We start from the raw sequence: 22600 nt of genomic DNA, 5'->3' as shown, positions 1-22600 counted from the left end.
CCATGGCCGAGCTCGACGACTCGCCGTTCCGCGACGACCTGAAGGCCGAGCCGGCCGTCCGGCCGAGGCGCCCACCGTCCAAGCTGACGCTCGCGCTGGCCGCCGGCGTCGTGCTGGTGGCCGGCGTGGTGATCGGCATCCAGGCGCAGAAGTCGCTGGGCGGGCCGGACGCGTCCGTCGCCGCCCAGCGCCCGGGCCAGCTCCCCCAGGGGTACGGCCAGCAGCGCGGCGGCGGCCGGCCCGGGGAACAGCAGCCCGGCGGTGGCCGGCAGATGGGCGGCGGGACCATGGGCGGGACCATGGGCACCGTCGAGAAGGTCGAGGACGGCAAGGTATACCTGAAGGCCATGGACGGCTCCACGGTCACCGTCACCACGACCGGCGAGACCACCGTCCAGATCGCCAAGCCGGGCAAGGTGACCGACCTCAAGGCCGGCACCACGGTCGTCGTGCGGGGCGAACGAGGCCAGGACGGTTCGGTGTCGGCCGTCTCGATCAGTCAGGGAGGCGGCGGGAGATGACGGCCGAGCCCGAGGCCCGGCTGCTGGTCGTCGACGACGAGCCCAACATCAGGGAGCTGTTCTCGGCGAGCCTGCGGATGGCCGGGTTCGAGGTGCTGACCGCCGCCGACGGCAGGGAGGCGCTGCGGGTGGCCGAGGAGAGCTGCCCCGACCTGGTGATGCTCGACGTGCTGCTGCCCGACCTCGACGGGCTGACGGTCGCGACCAGGCTGCGCTCGCGTGGCCGCCGGGTCCCGGTGTTGTTCGTCACGGCCAAGGACACGCCGGAGGACCGGATCGCCGGGCTGGGACTCGGCGAGGACTACGTCACCAAGCCGTTCAGCCTGGAGGAGGTCATCGCCCGGATCAGGGCGGTGCTGCGGCGCACCAGGCGGGGCGTGCCCCTGCCCAACCGGCTGCAGGTCGCCGACCTGGAGCTGGACGAGGAGACGCACGAGGTGTGGCGGGGCGGCGTGCCGGTCCGGCTGTCGCCCACCGAGTACCGGCTCCTGCGGTACTTCGTGATCAACGCGGGCCGGGTGCTGTCCAAGACGCAGATCCTCGACCACGTCTGGAACGGCGACTGGCGCACCGACGTCGGCCTGGTCGAGTCGTACGTCTCCTACCTGCGCCGCAAGCTCGACACCGGCGAGCGTAAATACCTGCACACGCTGCGCGGGGTCGGTTACATCCTGCGCCCGCCGCCGGAATGAGAGCGATGAGACCGGAATGAGGCGCCGGCTCGCGCGCACCCCGCTCTGGCTGCGCCTGGTGTCGGTCACGCTACTGCTGGTCACCCTGGCCATCACGCTGACCGGGTTGTTCGCCGTCCGGCTGCTGCGCGGCTATCTCGTCGAGCGGGTGGACGAGCAGCTGCGCGCCGCCAGCATGCCCTGGCGCGGGGCGCCGCCTCCCGAGCCGGCGCCCGGGGCCCGGCCGCAGCGCTTCTTCGGGCTGTTCCACCAGGTGCTGGTCGACTCCCGCGGCACGGTGGTGCGGACCTTCGCCGAGTCCACCTCCACCGACATCCCCAACCTGCCCCGGCTCACCGCGGCCGAGGTCTCCCGCCGCGCCGGCCGCCCCTTCACCGTCGAGTCGGTCTCCGCCGACGGCCCCTCCTGGCGGGTCGTCGCGATGCCGGTCCGGGGGGACTTCGGCAGGGTCGTCGCGATCAACCTGGGCGACGTGGACGCCACGGTCTCCCAGCTCCTGCTGATCGTGGCGGGCGGCGGCGGCGCCACGCTGGTCGTGCTCGGCTGCGCCTGCCACTGGTTGGTACGCCGGAGCCTGCGCCCGCTCGGCGAGATCGCCCGGACCGCCCGCGACATCGCCGGAGGCGATTTGTCACGCCGCGTGCCGCTCTGGGCGGGCACCACCGAGGTCGGCAAGCTCGGCCGGGCGCTCAACGGCATGCTCGGGCGCATCGAGGTGGCCGTGCACGAGCGGGAGGCCGCCGCCGAGGCGGCCCGCCAGTCCGCCACGGCCGCGCGGCGCTCGGAGGAGCTGATGCGCAGGTTCATGGCCGACGCCTCGCACGAGCTGCGCACACCGCTCACCTCGATCAGGGGGTTCGCCGAGCTCTACCGGCTGGGCGAGGAGAAAGACCTGGAGGAGGCCGTCAGGCTGCTGAGCCGGATCGAGGGGCAGGCCGCGCGGATGGGCCTGCTGGTGGAGGACATGCTGTTGCTGGCCAGGCTCGACCAGCGCCGCGCGCTGGAGACGCGGCCCGTCGACCTGCTCAGCCTGGCCGCCACCACCGTGATCGACGCCCAGACGCTCGTGCCCGACCGGGTGATCGAGCTGGTCAGGCTGGACGGGGGAGAGGGGCCGGTGCTCGTCACCGGGGACGAGCCGCGGCTCGGGCAGGTGCTGGGCAACCTGGTGAACAACGTCCTCACCCACACCCCGCCGGGCACGCCCTTCCAGGTGCGGGTGGGCGTCCTGGACGGCCGGGTGGTGGCCGAGGTGGCCGACGAGGGGCCGGGATTCCCGCCGGAGGTGGCTGAGCGGGTGTTCGAGCGCTTCTACCGGGCCGACCCCGCGCGCAGCACCGGCGGCTCCGGGCTGGGCCTGTCGATCGTGGCCAAACTGGTCGAGGCCCACGGCGGCGTCATCACCGCCTCGGCCGAGCCGGGCAAGGGCGCCGCCTTCCGCGTCACCCTCCCGGCCGCCGACCCGCGGGTCCGGGCGATGTGAGAGGCACGTGCCCTCAGCCGAGCGCGAAGCCGTACAAGCCGGAACCCGTGGCGAGCTCGCGCGCCCGGCCCGGGTCCAGCCCCGGATGGGGGCCGGGCCTGCGGACGCCGGGCAGGTACGACACCACGCCCTCGTCCGGTGCCGCCACCACCAGCCCGTACGGAACGGGATGCCGGTGGCGGCCCGTGGCGGCGGGCAGCGCGGCGGGCACGGAGCCCCTGCCCTTGACCAGCAGGTCGCCGTGGCGGGTCAGGCCTCCGGCCCGGGTCCCGGCGAGCACCTGGACCGTGTTCTCGCCGGGCACCCCGATCGCCAGCTCGTCGTCGCCGTCGCCGTTGAAGTCCCCGGTGGCCAGCGACGCGCCGAACCGGTCGTGGTAACGCGGCTCACCCTTGAGCAGCCGTTGCGTCCACATCTCGCTCCGGCCGCCGGGCAACCCGCGCCGCGTGCCGTACAGCACGTGCACCGCGCCGTCGCCGTAGTCCATCGCCCGCTGGCCGGCGCTCAACCCCTCGCCGGGGATGCCGACGGCCAGGTCGTCGCGGCCGTCGGCGTCGAAGTCGCCGGTCGCCAGGGCCGCGCCGAACCCGTCCCACTTCTCCGCCGACCCCTTGATCCCCGGGCTGCTCTGGGTGACCCGCCAGGCCCGTGAGCGGCGCGGGTCGAGCACCGTGACCGAGCCCTGACCGTCGTGGGTGACGGTGTCGGCGGGCGCGCCGACGGCCAGCTCGGCCCGCCCGTCGCCGTCGAAGTCGCCCGTGGCGAGCGCCGCGCCCCACTGGTCGGTGACGTCGGCCGCCTGCCCGACCCAGCGAGACCGCTGTGTGATCTCCTGCGGCTTTCGGCCCTTCATCCAGTAGAGGACGACCGCGCCGCCCCTGCCGCGGCCGGGGGCGCCCACGGCGAGCTCGTCGCGCCCGTCGCCGTCGAGGTCGCCCGCCGCCAGCGCGGCCCCGAACCGGTCGCTCGACGGCCTGGGCAGCGCCAGCTCCTCGCCCGCCCGCAACCCCCCGGGCGAACCGTGGAAGAGCTGGACGCCCCCGTCCCCGTCGGCGCCCGGCACCCGCTCACCCGCGAACTCCTCCGAGACGCCGACGGCCAGGTCCGCGCACCCGTCGCCGTCGAACTCGCCCACGGCCAGCGCCGAGCCGAACGAGTCGCCCGGCTCCGCTCCTTCCTGGACGAGCTTCGCCTGCTTCCCGTCGCCGTACAGGACGGTCACGGAACCGGCCCGCTCGTTGTCGTACGGCGCCGCCACGGCCAGGTCGGGACGGCCGTCGCCGTCGAAGTCGGAGGGGGAGCCGGAGCACGGTGGAGCGGCGGCGTGAGCCGTGCCGGAAGCGAGGGGAAGCATGAGGAATGCGGCGAGCAGCGCGTTCATACGTCAGGTATGTCCGCCCCGCCCGAACCCGGACTGAACTCCGTGGGAACGTGCCAGGATAGGCGGGTGGACATCGACCTCGCCGATCTGGACTTCTGGCGCAAACCACCTAAAGAGCGAAACGAGGCCTTCGCCCGGCTCCGGCAGCTGGAGCATCCGGTGTTCTTCCCGGAGAAAAAGGTGCCGCTCCTGCGATCGGGCAAGGGGTTCTACGCCCTGGTACGCCACGCCGACGTCGTGGAGGCCAGCCGCAACGCCAAGGTGTTCTCCAGCGAACCGGCCGTCACCAACCCCGAGCCGCCGAGCTGGGTCAAGCAGGTGTTCGGCGAGTCGATGGTCAACATGGACGATCCGCGCCACGCCAGGCTGCGCCGCATCGTCACCCGCTCGTTCAGCCCCCGCATGCTGGCCGGCCTGCAGAGCGACATCGAGAGCGCCTGCGTCCGCATCGTCGACGACGTCGTGAAGGAGGGCCCGCGCGACTTCGTGCGCCAGGTCGCGGCCAGGCTCCCGATCCACGTCATCTGCGACATGCTCAACATCCCGGACGAGCTGCGGGCCAAGGTCCACCAGCACGTCGACATCTCCACCGCCTATACCGGCGTGCGGCCGAGCCTGGCCCGCAGCGTGCAGATGGCCGGCCAGAACATGCTGGCCCTGCTCGCCCTCCAGCGCATGGTCATCAAGCTCGGCCACGAACGCGTCGCCGACCCCAAGGGTGACCTGATCTCGCTGCTGGTCACCGCCAACCCCGACGGCGAGAAGCTGACCGACAAGGAGCTCGGCTCGTTCTTCGCGCTGCTGCTGGTGGCGGGCAACGAGACCGCGCGCAACACGATGGCCCACGGGATCAAGCTGCTCACCGACAACCCCGCGCAGCGCGAGCTGCTGACGAGCGACTTCGACGCGCACATCAACAACGCCATCGAGGAGATGGTCCGCCACATCTCGCCCATCATGCAGTTTCGCCGCACGGTGACCGAAGACTACTCACTGCGCGGCCTGGAGCTGAAGAAGGGCGACAAGGTGGTCCTCTTCTACGGCTCGGCCAACCGCGACGAGAGCGTCTTCCCCGAGGCCGACCGCTTCGACATCACCCGCGACACCAAGCCCCACGTCGGCTTCGGCGGCCCCGGCCCGCACTTCTGCCTCGGCGCCAACCTGGCCAGGCAGGAGATGCGCACGATGTTCCGCGAGCTGCTCACCCGGCTGCCCGGCGTCCGCGCGGTCGGCGAACCCGAGCTGCTGCTGTCCAACTTCGACAACAGCGTCCGCAGCCAGGCGTTCACCTTCTGACGACGATCTCCCGCGAGACGTCCGCGCCGGGCCCGGCGCCGCCGGGGGCCTGCCGGATGCGGCACAGATACGGCTCAGCCGCAGTGGTCAGGCGCGGTGGTCAGCCGGGGTGGTCAGCCGGGGTGGTCAGCCGGGGTGGTCAGGCGCGGACGCCGGCGGGGCGAGAACGTTCGCCCTGATCGTGAAGAACGTGATCGACGCGGCGACGACCATCATGACCGCGCTGATCAGCATCGCGGTCCGGAAGCCCGCGTCGAACACCTGCGGCTGCCTGAACGCGTCGCCCACCAGCCCGACCAGCGGTGGGACGGCGGCCACCGCGAGCAGGCTGCCGGTGCGCGCCACCGCGTTGTTGACGCCGCTGGCCGTCCCCGCGTAACGCTCGTCGGCGCTGGCCAGCACGGTCGCGGTCAGCGGCGCCACCGCGGCCGACAGGCCCAGGCCGAACACGGTCACCGCGGGCATGACCTGCAGCACGTACGAGGCGCCGGCCCCGATCGTGCTCATCCACAGGAAACCGAGCCCCGCCAGCAGGATGCCGGCCGTCATCGGCCAGCGCGGCCCGTGGCGCTTGGCCACCTCCCCGGCGCGCGGAGACAGCAGCAGCATCAGGATGGTCGCCGGCAGCAGCGCCGCCCCCGCCGCGACCGGCGAGAAGCCCGACACCACCTGCAACTGCACCACCAGCAGGAAGAACACCACGCCCATCGCCGCATACATGATCAACGTGACGATGTTGACGGCCGTGAAGACCCGGTCGCGGAAGATCCCGACGGGCACCAGCGCGTCGGGCGAACGGCGCCTCTCGACCGCCACGAACGCCGCCCCCAGCACCACGCCGGCGACCAGCGGCACCGGCGCGTCCCCTTCGATCAGCCCGTACGTGATCCCCGCCAGCGCCAGCGCGGCCAGCACCGAGCCGAGCACGTCGAAGCGGCCCGCGGCCTGCTCGTCGCGGCTCTCCGGCACGTGCCGCAGCGTGATCAGCACCACGAGCAGCGCGAACGGCAGGTTGATCAGGAACGCCCAGCGCCAGCCCGCCGTCTGCACCAGCCAGCCGCCGAGCAGCGGGCCGACGGCGCTGGCCACGCCGCCCAGGCCGGACCAGGCGCCCACCGCCCGCGGCCGGTCGGCCCGGACGAACGACGCCTGGATGATCGCCAGCGAGCCCGGCGTGAGCAGGGCGCCGCCGATCCCCTGCAACCCGCGGGCGACGATGAGGAACTCGATGTTCGGCGACAGCGCGCAGAGCGCGGAGGCCAGGGCGAACCAGATCGTGCCGATCACGAACACCTTGCGCCTGCCGTAGCGGTCGCCGAGCGAGCCGCCCAGCAGGATCAGCCCGGCGAGCGTGAGCGTGTAGGAGTTGATCGTCCACTGCAGCCCCGCCATGCCGCCGCCGAGCTCCTCACCCAGGAACGGCAGCGCGACGTTGACCACCGTGCCGTCGAGCATGGCCATGCCCGAACCGAGCACGGTCGCCGCCAGCATCCACCGCCCGCGCGCCGACTTGAGCTCGACCTGCCCATTGCGCATGGGCCCATCCTGTCACCGCCTCACGACAAGAACCCGGCCCGCCCTTGACGCCGCTGCCGGTAGCGGTCGGTCAGGAGGCGCCGCCGAGTGCCCTGAGGACGAAGCCCGTCACCAGCTCGTCGGCCTTGTCGACGGTGATCGTGCCGTTGATCAGGGGCAGCCGCTCGGCGCCGATCACCGCGAAGATCATGCGGGCCGTGGCCGCGACCTCGGCGACCCGGAAGTCGCCCGACTCCACGCCGCCCTCCAGGATCTCCACCAGGATGCGGTGCATGGGCGCCACGTGCTCGGCCAGCCGCTGGTAGGCGTCGGGCCCGAGGGCCGCGCTCAGATCGGCCGCGCCCGGGTGCGGGTGGGCCACCAGCCCGGCCAGCTGCAGCCGCACGAACGCGCGCAGCCGGTCGGCGGGAGAGGCGCCGGCGGGCAACTCCCGCTCGTAGCTCTCGATGAAGTAGTGGGTGACCCGCTCGGTGAAGGCCAGCAGCAGCGCCGCCTTGTCCGGGTAGTAGTTGTAGAGCACGGTCCGGGTGATGCCGGCCTCGTTGGCCACGTCGGTCATCGAGATGGCGTCGATCCCCTGCACCCTCGACAGGCGCGAGACCGCCTGCAGGATGCGGTCGCGCGTCTGGGCACGATGCTCACCGATGGTGGCGGCGGAGATGCGGGGCATAGGCCCATGGTAGGCCGCCCGAGTCGTCAGGCGACGGCGTCGAGCACATGCTGGAGCTCGGTCAGCACTTCGGTGTTGAGCTGGTAGGCGAGCTTGACCTCACGGATGATCCGCTGCCGCTCCCGCTCGTCCAGCTCCAGCGCGTCGAGTCGCGCGCGGTATTCGTTCTTGAACCTGGGCAGGCTGCCGACCTCGTCGAACAGGTAGAAGTCGACGCCGCCGCCCTTCTGGTAGCCGTAGATCTTCTGCAGCTCCATCCGGATGAACTGCCCGCCCGACAGGTCGCCCATGTAGCGGGTGTAGTGGTGGGCGATGTAGCCGCCCGGCCAGTCGGACACCTGGTGGATCCTGGCGACCAGGGTCTGGGTGGCCTTGGACGGGGTGATCCGGTCACGCCACCCCACGCCGTAGATCGTGGCCAGGTCCCGCTCCAGAGCCCGCTCCCGGTAGAGCTCGGGGAACACGAACCGCCCGGCCACCGGGTGGCCGGCCACCGCTCTGGAGACGCCGTCGAGCGCGACGTAGGCGAAGTAGTGCTGGCCGACCATCTCGCCATACTCGGAGGCGGTCAGCCGGCCGCCCATCAGCTCTTTGAGGTAGCTCTCGCCCTCGGCCGTCTCGTGGTCGCTCCACGTGGCGTGCTTCAAGGCTTCGGAGAACGACGTCACACTTTCACCCCAACGTGTTCGGCAGTTTCATGACACAGTGTCACAAAGCTGCTCCGGCGACGTCAAGGCGATGACGACACTATGTCATTAAACTCTTCGTCAGCAATCAGCGGGCACGCGACGGCCGCCCAACCCTCGCCGGCGACCGGGTCGTGCGCCGCGCCGTGGGCGGCTACGTGCCGAGCCCGGCGCGGACCTCGTCGAGGGCGTTCAGAGCGAGGTCCCAGGGGAACGGCGTGCCGCCGCTCCGTGGCGGCGCCGGCTCCCAGACGCCGGGCCCGTACAGCATGGTGACTCCCGCGGCTCGCAGCTCGTCGACGTTGCGCTCGAAGGCCGGGTGGGCGGCCTGGGCGCTGTTGACGGCCGGGGCGGCGACGAGCGGCAGGCCCATGCCGATGGCTTCGGTGATCAGGCCGAGCGCCAGGGTGTCGCTGATGCCGGCCGCCCACTTGTTGATCGTGTTGAACGACGCCGGGCAGACGAGGATGGCGTCGGGGTCGGGAAGCACGTCCGGCGCGTCGGGATCCTTGTACTCGTGGCGCACGGGATAGCCGGTGAGCTCGGCGAGAGCGGCGCTGTCGATGAACCTCACCGCCTGGGGCGTGGCGATCACGCACGGAGTCCAGCCGCGTCCGGCGGCCAGCTCGACCAGCTCGCCGATGACGCGTGCGCGCGGGGTCGCGCAGACGACGATGTAGAGCACGGGGCGACCTGGTGCGTTCATGAGGGCATTCTTCCCTCCTTTTGTGTGTGTGCGGAGGACCCTCCAGCCGCCCTCGGCCCGGTCGCGCCGGATCGCCGCCCTCCGCCCCGGCCTGGAGGGATGTCACGGGCGGCGGGTGTAGCGGTGTTTGGCGCCGGGTGGGAAGTATTCGGGGTCGCCGGCCTCCCTCAGCCGGATGAAGGGCATCCGGAGCGGCTCCGGCACGTAGTGCGCGAACTCGCCGGCCACCTGGTGGAAGAGCGCGACCGGGTCCATCACCCGACCGTACGGCCTGGCCGCCGATCGCGCACCGCCCGGACCTCGGCCTTGCGGCCCGGGTGGGGGCGGGGGACAGGGCGCCGGAAATATCACATCAGACCGGAAAGGCGGCACGGCGACATGGCGGGATGGGGAATGGAGTGTGATCAATGAGGTATGTGTGGCGGAATTGATCTGAGCTTGATTCACGAGTACGCGAGCGAGGCGGACTTGATGTTATGTACTCTTCCGTCAGGCGGGCCCAACATGCCCTCTGAGCTGAACGTGAACGAGATTCTCTTTCATGTTCGGCTCTATTCGGGAAACACCCGACCTGTAGTGGAAGTGGATCTAAGATCCATTTCGCGTGGGTCTCTCGAGTTCCTCTGAACGGGGAAACGGGAGGCCCGTTATGCGTATTAAGACAAACTCATGCGTGCGTGGGACGAGGGGGGCGATGGCATCCTGTTGCAGCAGGAGTCGTCCCCCTCGTCCCGTCGACGCCCCGTCAGGCACAACAAAGGCGACTCGACATGACTCAACACCAATTCCCCATGTTCGTCACCCCGAATGAGGCAGGTGCCACCCCAATAGTTGTCGGCTACTCAGCGTATCTGCTCGGTCACTCCAACGTGACCCGAACTCCGACGCCCGACGCCGACGAGGCCGCCGACGGTGATGACTCCCCCGAATAGGCGGCCGGCATGGCCTCGCCGCGAAGGACGCAGGTCAGGCGCCCGCCCCGGGGCGCGACGATCGGGCTGCTGGTCTCGCCGACCGCGCTGGGCGGTGGTTCGGGGCTCGCCGCCAAAGTCTGGCTGGACGCGCCGTCGGCGGCGGCGCTGGAGTACGCCGGATGGGTGATGGGGGCCGGCTACGCCTTCGCGGCGATCGCCTTCGTCTGGCAGCACCTGCCCGGCGTGGTGGCCGCCTGGGCCGACTTCAGGCAGGGCGACCGCCTGGCCAGGGAGCTGGCCCTGCACCCCGCGGCCGTCGAGGCGTACGAGAGGCTGCTGCAGGCCAGGCTCGGCTGCCACGCCATCGAGAACGGAGCGATCGACAGCCCTGACATCGTGCTGATCGCCCAGGGCCGGCACGGCGGCAGGCGTCACTCGCCCGGCCGGACCAGGCCCGTCTCGTAGGCGTAGACGATCGCCTGGGCCCGGTCGCGCAGGCCGAGCTTCATCAGCACCCGCCCCACGTGTGACTTGACCGTCTGCTCGGCCACCACCAGCGTGCCGGCGATCTCCTGGTTGGACATCGCCTGGGCGACCAGGGTGAGCACCTCGGTCTCGCGCTCCGTCAGGTCGGCCAGCCGCCGAGCCGCCGGAGCGCGAGGCGCGCCCAGCCTGGCGAACTCGTGGATCAGCCGCTTGGTGACCGCCGGAGCGATCAGTGCGTCGCCGGCCGCGACGACGCGCACCGCCTCGGCCAGTTGGGCGGCCGAGGCGTCCTTGAGCAGGAATCCGCTGGCGCCCGCCCGTAACGCCTCGTAGACGTAGTCGTCGAGGTCGAACGTGGTGAGGATGAGCACCTTCGGGCCGCCACCGCCGGACAGCAGCCGCCTGGTCGCCTCCAGTCCGTCCATGACCGGCATCCGGACGTCCATCAGCACCACGTCGGGCGCGAGGGCGACGGCCCGCTCGACCGCCTGCGCGCCGTCGGCCGCCTCTCCCACCACCTCGATGTCGGGCTGCGCGCTCAGGAACACCCTGAACCCGGTGCGCACCATGCCCTGGTCGTCGGCGATCAGCACCCGGATCACCCCGTCTCCTCCGTTCCCGCGATCGGCAACCTGGCCGTCACCTGGAATCCGCCTCCCGGCGTCGGCCCCGCCTCCAGGACGCCGCCGAGCAGCGTCGACCGCTCCCGCATGCCCACCAGCCCGTGGCCGGCCCCCGGGGCGCCGCCGGGTGAGACACCGGGCCCGTTGGCGACGCGTAATCGCAGGTCGCGATCGTCGCGCGCGATGTCGACCGCGACCGTGGCGCCGGGCGCGTGACGCATCGCGTTGCTGAGCGACTCCTGCACGATCCGGTAGGCCGACACGCCCACGGCGGGCGGCAGGCCGTCGAGCGAGCCGGGCCGCTTGAGCAGCACGGCCAGCCCGGCGGCGCGGGCGTGGGCGACCAGGTCGTCGATCCGGTCGAGGCCGGGCAGCGGCGCGGTGTCGATGCGCCCGTCCTGGTCGCGCAGCACGCCGAGCACCTGGCGCAGCTCGGCGATGGCCTCCAGCGACAGCGCCCGGATCTCGGCCAGGCCCGCCTCCAGCTGCGCCGGATCGCCCTCGGCCTTCAGCGGCACCGCCTCGGCCTGGATGGCGATCACCGACATGTGGTGGGCGACGACGTCGTGCAGCTCCCGCGCGATGCGGGAACGCTCGGCGAGCACGGCCTGGGCGCCTTCGGCCACCTGGGTGCGGCGCTCCTCCTCGACCAGCCTGGCCGTGGCGGTGCGGCGCACGCGCACGTTGTAACCGAACACGACGGCCACCGTCACCATCACCGTGCCGAGAGCCACGCTGTCGGGGTGGATGATCCACAGAGCGAGGACCGTGACGACCCAGGTCGCGAAGGTGATGCGCCGGTCGCAGCGGACGGACACGGAGTAGAGCACCAGGAGATACATGATCGTGGCACCGGCCGTGTAGGGCATGCCGCCCGGTGACTTGATCGTGATCCCCACATGGATCGAGAACGGCAGCAGCACGACGGCCGTCCGCCAGGCCGCGAGCGGCCACCGGTCACGCAGGACGACCGGCGCGGCGATGGCGAGGGCGGCCAGGTAGGGCAGGCCCTCCCAGTAGGATTCGCCGGCGCTCGCGTATCCCGTCACGACCTCGCCGCTCGCGGTGGCGAACAGGATCCAGGCCAGCAGCAGGTCGGCCACCAGCACGAGGTCGAACCTCTGGAACGGCGCGATCACCTGGAGCCGGCCCGGCACGGCCGGGCTGAGCCGCCGGGAGCGAGGCGGCGGCGGGTCGGCCTCACCCCGGAAGAGCGCGAGCGCGAGGGGATTCATCACTGCCGAGATCACCTGACCAGCCTACGAGGACGGGGCTCGCCTGGCGTCACCCTCAGGTCCGTCCACCTCAGGTATGGCTTACATAATTACGATCGCTGTGAGCGAACATCGGCAGGGAAGGGAACATCGATGGGCTCCAATGAATTGAGTCTGTATAACTCAACCCTGGGGAGTTCGTATGAGTGAGAGCTTGATCCTTCCGGTGCTGCCGCTGGACGACGAGGTCGTCCTGCCCGGCATGGTGGTTCCGCTGGACCTGTCCGACTCCGAGGTGCGCGCGGCGATTGACGCCGCCCAGGCATCCGGGCTCAACAAGCCGCAGGTCCTGCTCGTTCCCCGCATCGACGGGCGATACGGCGCGGTCGGCGTGCAGGCCGTCGTGGAGCAGGTCGGCAGGCTGCCCGGCGGCGAGCCCGCCGCCGTGGTGCGCGGCGTGATCCGGGTGCGCGTGGGCAGCGGGACGACCGGTCCCGGCGCCGCGCTCTGGGTGGAAGCGATCACGGTCGACCCCGTCGCCGTGGGCGAGCGCGCCCAGGAGCTGGCCAAGGAGTACAAAGCCCTGGCCACCACGATCCTGCAGAAGCGCGGCGCCTGGCAGGTGGTCGACCAGGTCAACCAGATCGACGACCCCTCGCTGCTCGCCGACAGCTCCGGCTACACCCCCTGGCTGACCACCGCCCAGAAGGTCGAGCTGCTGGAGGCCGCCGACCCGGCCGACCGGCTGGGCAGGCTGATCGAATGGTCGCGTGACCACCTCGCCGAGCTCGACGTGGCCGAGACGATCCGCAAGGACGTCCAGGAGGGCATGGAGAAGCAGCAGCGGGAGTTCCTGCTGCGCCAGCAGCTCGCCGCGGTCCGCAAGGAGCTCAAGGAGCTCAACGGTGACTCCGCCGAGACCGAGGAGGAGGACTACCGGGCCCGCGTGGAGGCGGCCGACCTGCCGGAGAAGGTCCGCGAGGCCGCGCTCAAGGAGGTCGACAAGCTGGAGCGGACGTCCGACCAGTCTCCCGAGACCGGCTGGATCCGCACCTGGCTCGACACGGTCCTCGACATTCCCTGGAACGAGCGGACCGAGGACAACTACGACATCGTGGGTGCTCGGGCCGTGCTCGACGCCGACCACACCGGCCTCGCCGATGTGAAGGACCGGATCATCGAGCACCTGGCCGTGCGCAAGCGCCGCCAGGACCAGGGCCTCGGCGTGGTGGGCGGCCGCCGCAGCGGCGCCGTCCTGGCCCTCGCCGGGCCTCCCGGAGTGGGCAAGACGTCACTGGGCGAGTCGGTGGCCCGCGCGATGGGCCGTGAGTTCGTCCGGGTCGCGCTGGGCGGCATCCGTGACGAGGCCGAGATCCGCGGCCACCGGCGCACCTACGTCGGCGCGCTGCCCGGCCGCATCGTCCGCGCGATCCGCGAGGCCGGCTCGATGAACCCGGTCGTGCTGCTCGACGAGGTGGACAAGGTCGGCGCCGACTACCGCGGCGACCCCACCGCGGCGCTGCTCGAAGTGCTCGACCCGGCGCAGAACCACACGTTCCGCGACCACTACCTCGAGGTCGAGCTGGACCTGTCCGACGTGCTCTTCCTGGCCACGGCCAACGTCCTGGAGGCCATCCCCGGGCCGCTGCTCGACCGCATGGAGGTCGTCACGCTCGACGGCTACACCGAGGACGAGAAGGTCGCGATCGCCCGCGACCACCTGCTGCCCAGGCAGCTGGAGCTGGCCGGCTTCACGGCCGAGGAGGTCACCGTCGACGACTCGGCGCTGCGCAGGCTGGCCGCCGAATACACCCGCGAGGCGGGAGTCCGGTCGCTGGAGCGTTCGGTCGCCCGGATCCTGCGCAAGGTCGCGGCGGGCGGCGAGCTGCCCGTCACGGTCGGCGAGGACGACCTGACCGGCTACATCGGCCGGCCCCGGTTCGTGCCGGAGTCGTCGCTGCCCGAGGCGAAGCAGCGCACCTCGGTGCCCGGCGTGGCCACGGGCCTCGCGGTCACCGGCGCCGGTGGCGACGTGCTCTACGTGGAGGCGTCGCTGGCCGACCCCGAGACCGGCGACACCGGGCTCACGCTGACCGGCCAGCTGGGCGACGTCATGAAGGAGTCGGCCCGGATCGCGCTGTCCTACCTGCGCTCGCACGGAGCGGAGCTGGAGCTGCCGGTCACCGCGCTGAAGGACCGCTCGATCCACGTCCACTTCCCGGCCGGCGCCGTGCCCAAGGACGGCCCCTCGGCCGGTGTGACGCTGACGACCGCGCTGGCCTCGCTCCTGTCGGGCCGCCAGGTCCGCGGCGACGTGGCCATGACCGGCGAGATCTCGCTCACCGGGCGGGTCCTGCCGATCGGCGGCGTCAAGCAGAAGCTCCTGGCGGCGCACCGGGCGGGCATCACCACGGTGCTCATCCCGGCCCGCAACGAGCCCGACCTGGACGACGTGCCCGAGGAGGTGCGCGGCGAGCTGACCATTCACACGGTCAGCGACGTGCGCGAGGTCCTCGACATCGCCCTGACCCCGGCCCAGGTCGCCTCCACGGTCGCGGCCTGACATCCGGCCCGCCCCGCCGCATCCCCTTCGGGGGGCACGGCGGGGCGGTCGCAGTCGCCGAGCGGGTCACCTCAGATCCGCACCTTCCGGCCCAGTGACCTAGATCACGCCGAGAGCCGGAATAGGAGGTGCGCCGGGGGACGTTGGCACGGGCATGAACGAGGCATACGCGAACGACCTGGGCGCCCGAGGCGTCATGTGTTGTCGCATGCGTATGGGGCGAATGTGCGCCATGGGCTGTCAGGCCCGCTGAGCAATCCCCGACCCGTTCCTCCTCCGATAGGTCGCTCATGATCGCCCCTGTTTTCGTGCTGCGCAGGCTGAGCCATCTGCCCTACCACCCGGGCATGCACTGAGCCCTTCGGGCTCTCTCGACGATGGCGTTGTCGGTCCAGCGGCGTGGCCGCTCTCTTCGGTGGGGATTCTTTCGTGATCCAGGCGTCCGGCCTGCGTAAGTCGTACGGTGAGACCGTCGCTCTCGACGGCGTCGACCTGCACGTACGCGAAGGCGAGATCTACGGCGTGCTCGGCCGGAGCGGCGCCGGCAAGAGCACTCTGCTGCGCTGCGTCAACCTGCTCGAACGGCCCGACCAGGGCACGGTCAGCGTCGCCGGGCAGGACCTGACCGCGCTGCGGAGCGGCGAGCTGAACCTCGCCCGCCAGCGCATCGGCATGATCCACCAGCACTTCGCGCTGCTCTCCTCGCGCACCGTCGCGGCGAACGTGGCCTTCCCCCTTGAGATCATGGGCGTCGCCCGGGCCGAGCGCGAACGCAGGGTCGCGGAGCTGCTCGACCTCGTGGGCCTCGGCGGCCGGGGCGGTGACCGCCCGCACCAGCTGTCCGGCGGCCAGAAGCAGCGCGTCGGCATCGCCAGGGCCCTCGCCGGCAACCCCGCCGTGCTGCTGTCGGACGAGGCCACCTCCGCGCTCGATCCGGCCACCACCCAGTCGATCCTGGACCTGCTCAAGCGCCTCAACGCCGAGCTCGGGCTGACGATCCTGCTGATCACCCACGAGATGCACGTGGTCAAGAGCGTCTGCGACTCGGTCGCCATCATGGCCGGCGGCCGCGTCGAGGAGTCGGGCTCCATCGCCGGCCTGATCAGGACGCCCGGATCGCGGCTCACCAGGGAGATCTTCCCGCTGCCCGAGCCGGCGCCGGCGGGGTCGGTGACGCTCACCTTCACCGGCGAGCCGCAGCGGCCGGTGGTGTCGGACCTGGTGCGCAAGTTCGACGTCGAGGTCAGCATCCTGGGCGGCTCGATCGAGGACCTCGCGGGAGAGGCCGTCGGCCGGCTGCGCGTCGCCCTCACCGGGGAGACCGCCCCCGCGCTGGCCTACCTGCGCGAGCGCGGCCTGCTGGTGGAGGTGGCCGCATGACCTGGGACGAGATGGCGCCGCTGCTGTGGGAGTCGACCTGGCAGACGGCCCTGATGGTCGGCTGGTCCACGCTGTTCACCGTGCTGTTCGGGCTGCCGATCGGCGTGGCGCTGGTGGTGTTCGACCAGGGCGGGCTGCGGCCCCTCCCGGTGCTGAAGTCCGTGCTGGGCGTCGTCGTCAACATCGGCCGGTCGCTGCCGTTCATCGTGCTGATGATCGCCATCATCCCGTTCACCCGGCTGGTCGTCGGCACCACCATCGGGACCGCCGCCGTGGTCGTCCCGCTCACCGTCGGCGCGGTGCCGTTCTTCGCCCGGCTCGTCGAGGCCGCCCTGCGCGAGGTCGGCGCGGACGTGGTCCAGGCGGCCCAGGCCATGGGCGCGGGCCGGACGGCGATCGTCCGGAAGGTGCTGCTGCCCGAGGCGATGCCCGGGCTGGTGGCCGGGCTGACCGTCACCGTCGTCGCGCTCATCGGCTACTCGGCGATGGCGGGGACCGTCGGCGGGGGAGGGCTGGGTGACCTGGCCGTCAGGTACGGCTACCAGCGGTTCGAGACCCTGCTCATGATCGTGACCGTGGTGCTGCTGGTCGTGATCGTGCAGCTGATCCAGAGTCTGGGCGACGCGGTCGCCCGGCGTCTATCGCATAAGTAAGTAAGGAAAATCATGAAAATTCGTGCCATCGTGGGCGCTGCCGCTCTGTCGCTGTTGCTCACCGCGTGCGGAGCGTCGCAGTCCGCCACCACCCCGGCGGCGGAGTCCGCGGACACCGTGCTCAAGGTGGGCGCCACCCCGGTCCCGCACGCCGAGATCCTGAACTTCGTCAAGGACAACCTCGCCCCGGCCGCCGGGCTGAAGCTCGAGGTGATCGAGTTCACCGACTACGTGCAGCCGAACGTGCAGCTCGGCGAGGGCCGGCTGACCGCCAACTTCTTCCAGCACAAGCCCTACCTGGACGACTTCAACGCCTCCAAGGGCACCGAGCTGAGCTTCGCCACCCCGGTCCACCTGGAGCCGCTCGGCCTCTACTCCAGGAAGGCGGCAGACCTGGCCGCGCTGCCCGAAGGCGCCACCGTCGCCGTGCCCAGCGACGCCACCAACCTGGGCCGTTCGCTCAAGCTGCTCGCCGACAACGGCGTGATCACGCTGAAGGAGGGCGCCGGCACCTCGGCGACCGAGCGCGACGTGGCCGGCAACCCGAAGAAGCTCGCCTTCAAGCCGCTGGAGGCCGCCCAGCTGCCGCGCTCCCTGGATGACGTCGACGCCGCGGTGATCAACGGCAACTACGCCATCGAGGCCGGTCTCAAGCCGGCGTCGCAGGCCCTGGCGCTGGAGAAGACCGAGGCCAACCCGTACGTCAACGGGCTGGTCGTGCCGGCCGGGCACGAGCAGGACGCCAACATCGTGACCCTCGGAAAGCTCCTCCAGGACCAGAGAGTCAAGGATTTCATCCAGCAGAAGTATGAAGGTTCTGTGATCCCCGCAGAATGATGTTGAAAATGCGGACAAGATCGGAAAAAGCCCTATATCAGGGGCGATAGCGCAATTAAAGCGAAATGTAAGCGGGTGGCAATCCCCTCGGCATACCAATGCGGGGACAGCAAAACCTCTCCCGAGGAGGACCCAAGTGCGACTCGTTTCGCGCATCCTGATCGGCGCCGCCGCCGCTGCCTCAATGGTGGCCGTCGGCGCGCCCGTCGCCGCCAACGCGGCGACCACGTCCGCAGCAAACGCGACAACCGCCACGGCCCCCACCTCGTCGCCCTACTTCGAGGACGACTGGGGGCCCTATTTCTCCAGCGACCACAAGGCCAAGGCCGAGGGCCACGTCACCGTGGACAAGCAGGCCTACAAGCACTGGTACTGGAAGACCTACGTCGTCAAGCACAAGGTGTGCAAGGCCGGCAAGTCCGGCGACAAGAAGGTGTGCAAGGTCGTCTTCAAGAAGCACAAGAAGCGTGCGTGGGTCTGGAAGCACCGCTACGTCTTCACCGTCGACAGCACCCTCTACAACAACAAGTGGTGGGGCAACAAGAAGTGCGCATGGGAGACCTTCAAGGTCGTGAACCACGACGGTCACGCGTACTTCAAGAGCTTCCGCAACTGCGAGAAGTTCCCGGCCCACTACTCGTTCTCCGGTAAGGACGCCGCCCACATCTACGTGGACGTGAGCAGGGGTCACTTCGGCGGCCCGAGTGGTCACCACTCCGGCTGGAAGGACGTTTACCACGCCGCTCCCTGACCGGGTCTGACGGAATCGCGATCTCGACGGTGAGGTCGCGATTTCGTCGTGCCCGGATACCCTGGCGCCCGGCGAGGCGACCGAATAGTGTTCGGTTCATGCATCCGGGAGCCATCGCAGCAGTAACCCCAGACAAGCCCGCTGTGATCATGGCGGGCTCCGGCCAGGTCGTCACATATCGCCAGCTCGACGAGGAATCGAACCGGCTGGCCCACCTGTTCCGCGACGCGGGCCTGCGGCCCGGTGACCATATCGCCTTCATGCTGCCCAACCACCCCCTCTTCCTGGCCATCGCCTGGGGAGCGCACCGCGCCGGCCTGTACTACACGGCGATCAGCTCCCGGCTGCGGACGGACGAGCTCGCTTACATCGTGAGCAACTGCGGCGCCCGGGTGTTCATCTCCAGCGCGAGCCTGGCCGACGTCGCCGCGTCCGTCACCGCGGCCACGCCGGGCGTCGAGCTGCGGTTGATGCTCGACGGCATCGCCGAGGGCTTCGAGTCCTACGAGGAGGCGGTGGCCGGCCGGCCCGTGACGCCGATCGCCGACGAGTGCCAGGGCGCCGACATGCTCTACTCCTCGGGCACCACCGGCCAGCCCAAGGGGGTCAAGCCGGTCCTGTCGCAGGCCCCGATGTCGGAACCGGGCCTGCTGCTCCAGCTCATCACGGGGTTGTTCGCGCCGACGGCCGACAGCGTCTACCTGTCGCCCGCTCCGCTCTACCACGCGGCGCCGCTGCGCTACTGCATGACGTTCCAGCGGCTCGGCGCGACGGTCGTGGTGATGGAACGTTTCGATCCCGAGCAGTACCTGGAGCTGGTGCAGCGGTATCGGGTGACGCACTCGCAGCTGGTGCCGACCATGTTCATCAAGATGCTCAAGCTGCCCGAAGAAACACGGAAAAAGTACGACATCTCGTCGCTTCAGTGCGCCATCCACGCGGCCGCCCCCTGCCCGGTCCCGGTCAAGCGACAGATGATGGAGTGGTGGGGCCCGATCGTCCACGAGTACTACGCGGGCACCGAGGGCAACGGCTTCCTGTACGCCGGCCCCCAGGAGTGGCTCGCACACCCCGGCACCGTCGGCCGATCGCTGTTCGGCACCGTGCACATCTGCGACGAGGAGGGCGACGACCTGCCGCCCGGCGAGCAGGGGACGATCTACTTCGAGAGCGGCAGCAGCTTCGAGTATCACGGCGACCCCGACAAGACCCGCTCGGTCCAGGACCCCAAGGGCAGAGGCTGGACCACCCTCGGCGACATCGGCTACCTGGACGCCGACGGCCTGCTCTACCTGACCGACCGCCGCTCGTACATGATCATCTCCGGTGGCGTGAACATCTACCCCCAGGAGGCCGAGAACCTCCTATCGGTCCACCCCAAGGTCGCCGACGTGGCCGTCATCGGCGTGCCGGACGAAGAGATGGGCGAGCAGGTCAAGGCCGTGGTGCAGCCGATGCCGGAGGCCGAGGCCGGGCCGGAGCTGGAGGCCGAGCTGATCGCCTACTGCCGCGAGCACCTGGCCCACTACAAGTGCCCCAAGTCGGTCGACTTCCGCGACGAACTGCCCCGCCACCCCACGGGCAAGCTCTACAAGCGGCTGCTGCGCGACGAATACTGGCCCGCCAGGGCATAGCCGGCCGGCACGGAGGGCGTGGAGGGTCACGCCGTCTCCTCGCCCTCCGCCCGGTCCGGCCCGTGCGGCTCGGCGAGCTCCACGATCTCCTCCCGGTGCACCTTCCGCCGCCCGATGTGGCCGGTCTCACACCGAAACGGCAGGCGTTCCTCCCGCCTGTGACCGGTCGCCCACCAGCGGTGATAAAGCGCGCGTCAGGCGTCTCACGAACCTTCGATCATCGCCTTAACGTGCACTTACACGCGCCTTGGCACTCTTGAGTCATCGGGACTTGAGGAGAACGAGATGAACGCGAACGAGCCTCGCGAGCAGGGCACCGGCGGCTGGAGCCAGTTCGGCGACACACCGCCCTCCGCCGGGGGCTTCCCCCGGCGCGACACCGTCATCATGCAGCAGCCCCCACCCCCACCCCCGCCTTCGCCCAGGAAGCCGGGCGTCTCCGCGGGGCGGAAGGCCATCGCCGGGCTGGCCCTGGCCGCCATGGCGATCGGCGGCGGCGCCGTGGGGGCCGTCGTCGCCACCTCGTTCCAGGACGACCGCGTGGCCTCCGCGCCGGGTCCGGTCTTCAAGCAGGCGGGCAACCAGCTCACCGTCGCCGAGGTCGCGGAGAAGGTGCAGCCGTCGGTCGTGATGATCCAGGGCAGCACCGGCGAGGGCTCCGGCGTGGTGCTGTCGGACGACGGGCTCATCCTCACCAACAACCACGTGGTCGCGGGAGCCGGGCAGGGCGGCGGTCAGATGACCGTCAAGTTCAGCGACGGCAAGACGGCCAAGGCCTCGGTCGTGGGCACCGACCCGGCCACCGACCTCGCGGTCATCAAGGCGGAGGGCATGTCGGGGCTGATCGCCGCGACGCTCGGCGACAGCGACCAGCTCAAGGTCGGCGACGCCGTCCTGGCCATCGGCAGCCCGCTCGGCCTCGACGGATCGGTCACCGCGGGCATCGTCAGCGCGCTGGACCGCACGCTCACCGTCGGCGGCGAGCAGGAGCAGCAACTGCCGCCCGGCTGGGGCCAGCGCGGTCAGGCGGGCCAGGCCACCACGATCGGCGGCGCCATCCAGACGGACGCGGCGATCAACCCCGGCAACTCCGGCGGCGCCCTGGTCGACGCCGCGGGCCGGCTGATCGGCATCAACACCGCCATCGCCACCGGTGGCGGCACCGGCAACATCGGGGTCGGCTTCGCGATCCCCATCAACACCGCCAAGCAGGTGTCGGACCAGCTCATCAGCAGCGGCAAGGTCAGCCACGCGTTCCTCGGGGTGAGCGTCACCGACGCCTCCGGCGACGTGCCCGGCGCGCTCATCCGTCAGGTGACCGCCGGAAGCCCGGCGGAGAAGGCGGGACTGAAGCAGGGAGACCTCATCACCAAGATCGGTGACAAGGCGGTCGACGGCGGGGACACGGTTGTTGGGCAGGTCAGAGGTTTCAAAGTGGGCCAACAGGTACAGATCTCATATATGAGGGACGGTCGGACGAGTAACGTCACCGTCACCCTCGAAGAGAAGAAATAACAGGACCCCCTCACGGACGGGTGTGCCGTCGAGATCGCTGCGGACTTGGCGGCACACCCCCCGTTTCCGGCGTTCTCATCGCGGCGGAAGAGACGTACCGGCCGGCAGGAGCTGCCGGCGCATACGGCTCCCGACTGTGGCCATCACCGGGCCGGCCCCCGTTCGTGCGTTCCCTGACCGTTCGATCCCGGCTTGACCTTGCCGTTACGTCAACATCTACCGTCATGGACGAGCCGGAAGAACCGGCACGGTGATGGGCGGGGGACGGGTGAGCAGGCCATGGCATGGTCGATCGCACAGGTGGCGCGGATGTCGGGAGTGTCGTCAAGGACCCTGCGCCACTATGACGAGATCGGGCTGCTGACACCGGCTTGGGTGGGCGGCAACGGCTATCGCCACTACGAGGAGGATCAGCTGCTGCGGTTACAGCAGATCCTGGTGCTGCGGGAGCTCGACCTCGGTCTCGCCGAGATCAAGGAGATCGTCGACCGGCACACCGACCCGGTGGCGGCGTTGCGCGAGCATCACCAGCGGCTGCTGGGTGAGCGCGACCGGCTGGACGCGGTGGCCCGCATGGTGGCTCGCACCATCGCCGAACTCCAGGAGAACAACGGGAAGGGTGACATGTCCAAAATCAGTAGGCCGGAGAATCTGTTCGAGGGGTTCGACGGGGCGCGGTACGGCGCGAAGGCCCGCGAACGGTGGCCGGAGCATTGGGAGCGGTCCGGGCAGCAGGAGCTCCTGGACACCCTGACTCCGCAGGAGATCGACCGCATGCAACAGGAAGCGACGGCGGGAATGATCCGGATGGCCGAGCTCATGGCCGCCGGCACACCCACCGACGATCCTGCGGTTTTCGCCGAGCTCGACGCTCACTACCGGCACATGACCCGATTCTGGACGCCGACCGCGGTGGAATACGCCCACCTGGGCCGGATGCAGGTCGACGACGAGCAGTTCAGGGCGAACTACGAGCGGATCGCCGAGGGCCTCGCCGAGTACATGCGCGACGCCATGGCCGCATACGCGCACGCCCGGTTGAGCTGAACCTCGCCGGAT

21 protein-coding genes are annotated in these 22600 nt (G+C 70.5%); 13 read left to right on the top strand and 8 right to left on the bottom strand.

Features of this window, described 5'->3' with window-relative positions:
* Positions 1-2: 2 nt before the first annotated feature.
* From AB0C16_RS23830 to AB0C16_RS23820, 3 genes are read left to right on the top strand one after another with little or no spacing between them, the layout of a single operon-like run.
* Positions 3-521 (top strand): hypothetical protein, encoded by a 519-nt coding sequence (locus tag AB0C16_RS23830; protein WP_357686098.1) that lies wholly within the window; start codon positions 3-5, stop codon positions 519-521.
* Positions 518-1213 (top strand): response regulator transcription factor, encoded by a 696-nt coding sequence (locus AB0C16_RS23825; RefSeq protein WP_357686097.1) that lies wholly within the window; start codon positions 518-520, stop codon positions 1211-1213. Before AB0C16_RS23830 ends, AB0C16_RS23825 begins: the two co-directional genes overlap by 4 nt.
* Positions 1214-1229: 16 nt before the next feature.
* Positions 1230-2696, top strand: a complete 1467-nt coding sequence (locus AB0C16_RS23820) for a HAMP domain-containing sensor histidine kinase (protein WP_357686096.1) — start codon at positions 1230-1232, stop codon at positions 2694-2696.
* A gap of 13 nt (positions 2697-2709) precedes the next feature.
* Here AB0C16_RS23820 and AB0C16_RS23815 read toward each other — a convergent pair whose 3' ends face one another.
* On the bottom strand, positions 2710-4077 hold the full coding sequence (locus AB0C16_RS23815; protein ID WP_357686095.1) for an FG-GAP and VCBS repeat-containing protein: 1368 nt from the start codon (positions 4075-4077) through the stop codon (positions 2710-2712).
* A gap of 66 nt (positions 4078-4143) precedes the next feature.
* Here AB0C16_RS23815 and AB0C16_RS23810 point away from each other — a divergent pair, with 66 nt between their 5' ends.
* On the top strand, positions 4144-5373 hold the full coding sequence (locus AB0C16_RS23810; RefSeq protein ID WP_357686094.1) for a cytochrome P450: 1230 nt from the start codon (positions 4144-4146) through the stop codon (positions 5371-5373).
* Between the two features lie 126 nt (positions 5374-5499).
* Here AB0C16_RS23810 and AB0C16_RS23805 read toward each other — a convergent pair whose 3' ends face one another.
* The 5 genes from AB0C16_RS23805 to AB0C16_RS23785 form a co-directional block, all read right to left on the bottom strand.
* Positions 5500-6909, bottom strand: a complete 1410-nt coding sequence (locus AB0C16_RS23805) for an MFS transporter (protein ID WP_357686093.1) — start codon at positions 6907-6909, stop codon at positions 5500-5502.
* A gap of 70 nt (positions 6910-6979) precedes the next feature.
* A complete protein-coding gene (locus AB0C16_RS23800; RefSeq protein WP_357686092.1) occupies positions 6980-7579 on the bottom strand; it encodes a TetR/AcrR family transcriptional regulator in 600 nt (199 codons plus the stop codon).
* Positions 7580-7605: 26 nt separating this feature from the next.
* Positions 7606-8247 carry a biliverdin-producing heme oxygenase gene (locus AB0C16_RS23795; protein ID WP_357686091.1) on the bottom strand — a complete coding sequence of 214 codons (642 nt, stop codon included), beginning with the start codon at positions 8245-8247 and terminating at the stop codon, positions 7606-7608.
* Between the two features lie 172 nt (positions 8248-8419).
* Positions 8420-8971 carry a flavoprotein gene (locus AB0C16_RS23790; RefSeq protein WP_357686090.1) on the bottom strand — a complete coding sequence of 184 codons (552 nt, stop codon included), beginning with the start codon at positions 8969-8971 and terminating at the stop codon, positions 8420-8422.
* A gap of 102 nt (positions 8972-9073) precedes the next feature.
* Positions 9074-9226: a hypothetical protein gene (locus AB0C16_RS23785; RefSeq protein WP_357686089.1), complete on the bottom strand. Its 153-nt coding sequence runs from the start codon at positions 9224-9226 to the stop codon at positions 9074-9076.
* Between the two features lie 686 nt (positions 9227-9912).
* Here AB0C16_RS23785 and AB0C16_RS23780 point away from each other — a divergent pair.
* A complete protein-coding gene (locus AB0C16_RS23780) occupies positions 9913-10350 on the top strand; it encodes a hypothetical protein (protein ID WP_357686088.1) in 438 nt (145 codons plus the stop codon).
* On the opposite strand, the gene AB0C16_RS23775 is transcribed toward AB0C16_RS23780, so the two are convergent.
* Together AB0C16_RS23775 and AB0C16_RS23770 are read right to left on the bottom strand one after the other, a co-directional pair.
* Positions 10317-10973 carry a response regulator transcription factor gene (locus AB0C16_RS23775; protein WP_357686087.1) on the bottom strand — a complete coding sequence of 219 codons (657 nt, stop codon included), beginning with the start codon at positions 10971-10973 and terminating at the stop codon, positions 10317-10319. The genes AB0C16_RS23780 and AB0C16_RS23775 overlap by 34 nt on opposite strands.
* Positions 10970-12244 carry a histidine kinase gene (locus tag AB0C16_RS23770; RefSeq protein WP_357686086.1) on the bottom strand — a complete coding sequence of 425 codons (1275 nt, stop codon included), beginning with the start codon at positions 12242-12244 and terminating at the stop codon, positions 10970-10972. Before AB0C16_RS23770 ends, AB0C16_RS23775 begins: the two co-directional genes overlap by 4 nt.
* Before the next feature lie 166 nt (positions 12245-12410).
* Between AB0C16_RS23770 and lon the strand changes: the two genes are divergently transcribed.
* The 8 genes from lon (at position 12411) to AB0C16_RS23730 (ending at position 22588) form a co-directional block, all read left to right on the top strand.
* On the top strand, positions 12411-14771 hold the full coding sequence (gene lon, locus AB0C16_RS23765; protein ID WP_357686085.1) for an endopeptidase La: 2361 nt from the start codon (positions 12411-12413) through the stop codon (positions 14769-14771).
* Between the two features lie 429 nt (positions 14772-15200).
* Positions 15201-16151 carry an ATP-binding cassette domain-containing protein gene (locus AB0C16_RS23760; RefSeq protein ID WP_357686084.1) on the top strand — a complete coding sequence of 317 codons (951 nt, stop codon included), beginning with the start codon at positions 15201-15203 and terminating at the stop codon, positions 16149-16151.
* Positions 16148-16804 (top strand): methionine ABC transporter permease, encoded by a 657-nt coding sequence (locus AB0C16_RS23755; protein WP_357686083.1) that lies wholly within the window; start codon positions 16148-16150, stop codon positions 16802-16804. The genes AB0C16_RS23760 and AB0C16_RS23755 overlap by 4 nt, the downstream gene beginning before the upstream one ends.
* 12 nt (positions 16805-16816) lie before the next feature.
* On the top strand, positions 16817-17641 hold the full coding sequence (locus AB0C16_RS23750; protein WP_357686082.1) for a MetQ/NlpA family ABC transporter substrate-binding protein: 825 nt from the start codon (positions 16817-16819) through the stop codon (positions 17639-17641).
* Positions 17642-17777: 136 nt separating this feature from the next.
* Positions 17778-18392 carry a hypothetical protein gene (locus AB0C16_RS23745; RefSeq protein ID WP_357686081.1) on the top strand — a complete coding sequence of 205 codons (615 nt, stop codon included), beginning with the start codon at positions 17778-17780 and terminating at the stop codon, positions 18390-18392.
* 98 nt (positions 18393-18490) lie between these two features.
* Entirely contained in the window at positions 18491-20026 is a 1536-nt protein-coding gene (locus AB0C16_RS23740) for an AMP-binding protein (protein WP_357686080.1), read from the top strand.
* 285 nt (positions 20027-20311) lie between these two features.
* Positions 20312-21541, top strand: coding sequence for a trypsin-like peptidase domain-containing protein (locus AB0C16_RS23735; RefSeq protein ID WP_357686079.1), 1230 nt, complete (start codon positions 20312-20314; stop codon positions 21539-21541).
* A gap of 279 nt (positions 21542-21820) precedes the next feature.
* Positions 21821-22588 carry a MerR family transcriptional regulator gene (locus AB0C16_RS23730; RefSeq protein WP_357686078.1) on the top strand — a complete coding sequence of 256 codons (768 nt, stop codon included), beginning with the start codon at positions 21821-21823 and terminating at the stop codon, positions 22586-22588.
* Positions 22589-22600: the final 12 nt, after the last annotated feature.

It is taken from the genome of Nonomuraea sp. NPDC048916, from assembly GCF_040649575.1.
Lineage (GTDB): Bacteria > Actinomycetota > Actinomycetes > Streptosporangiales > Streptosporangiaceae > Nonomuraea.
Note: the sequence above shows the minus strand (reverse complement) of the source record. Positions and strands in the feature narration are given on the sequence as shown.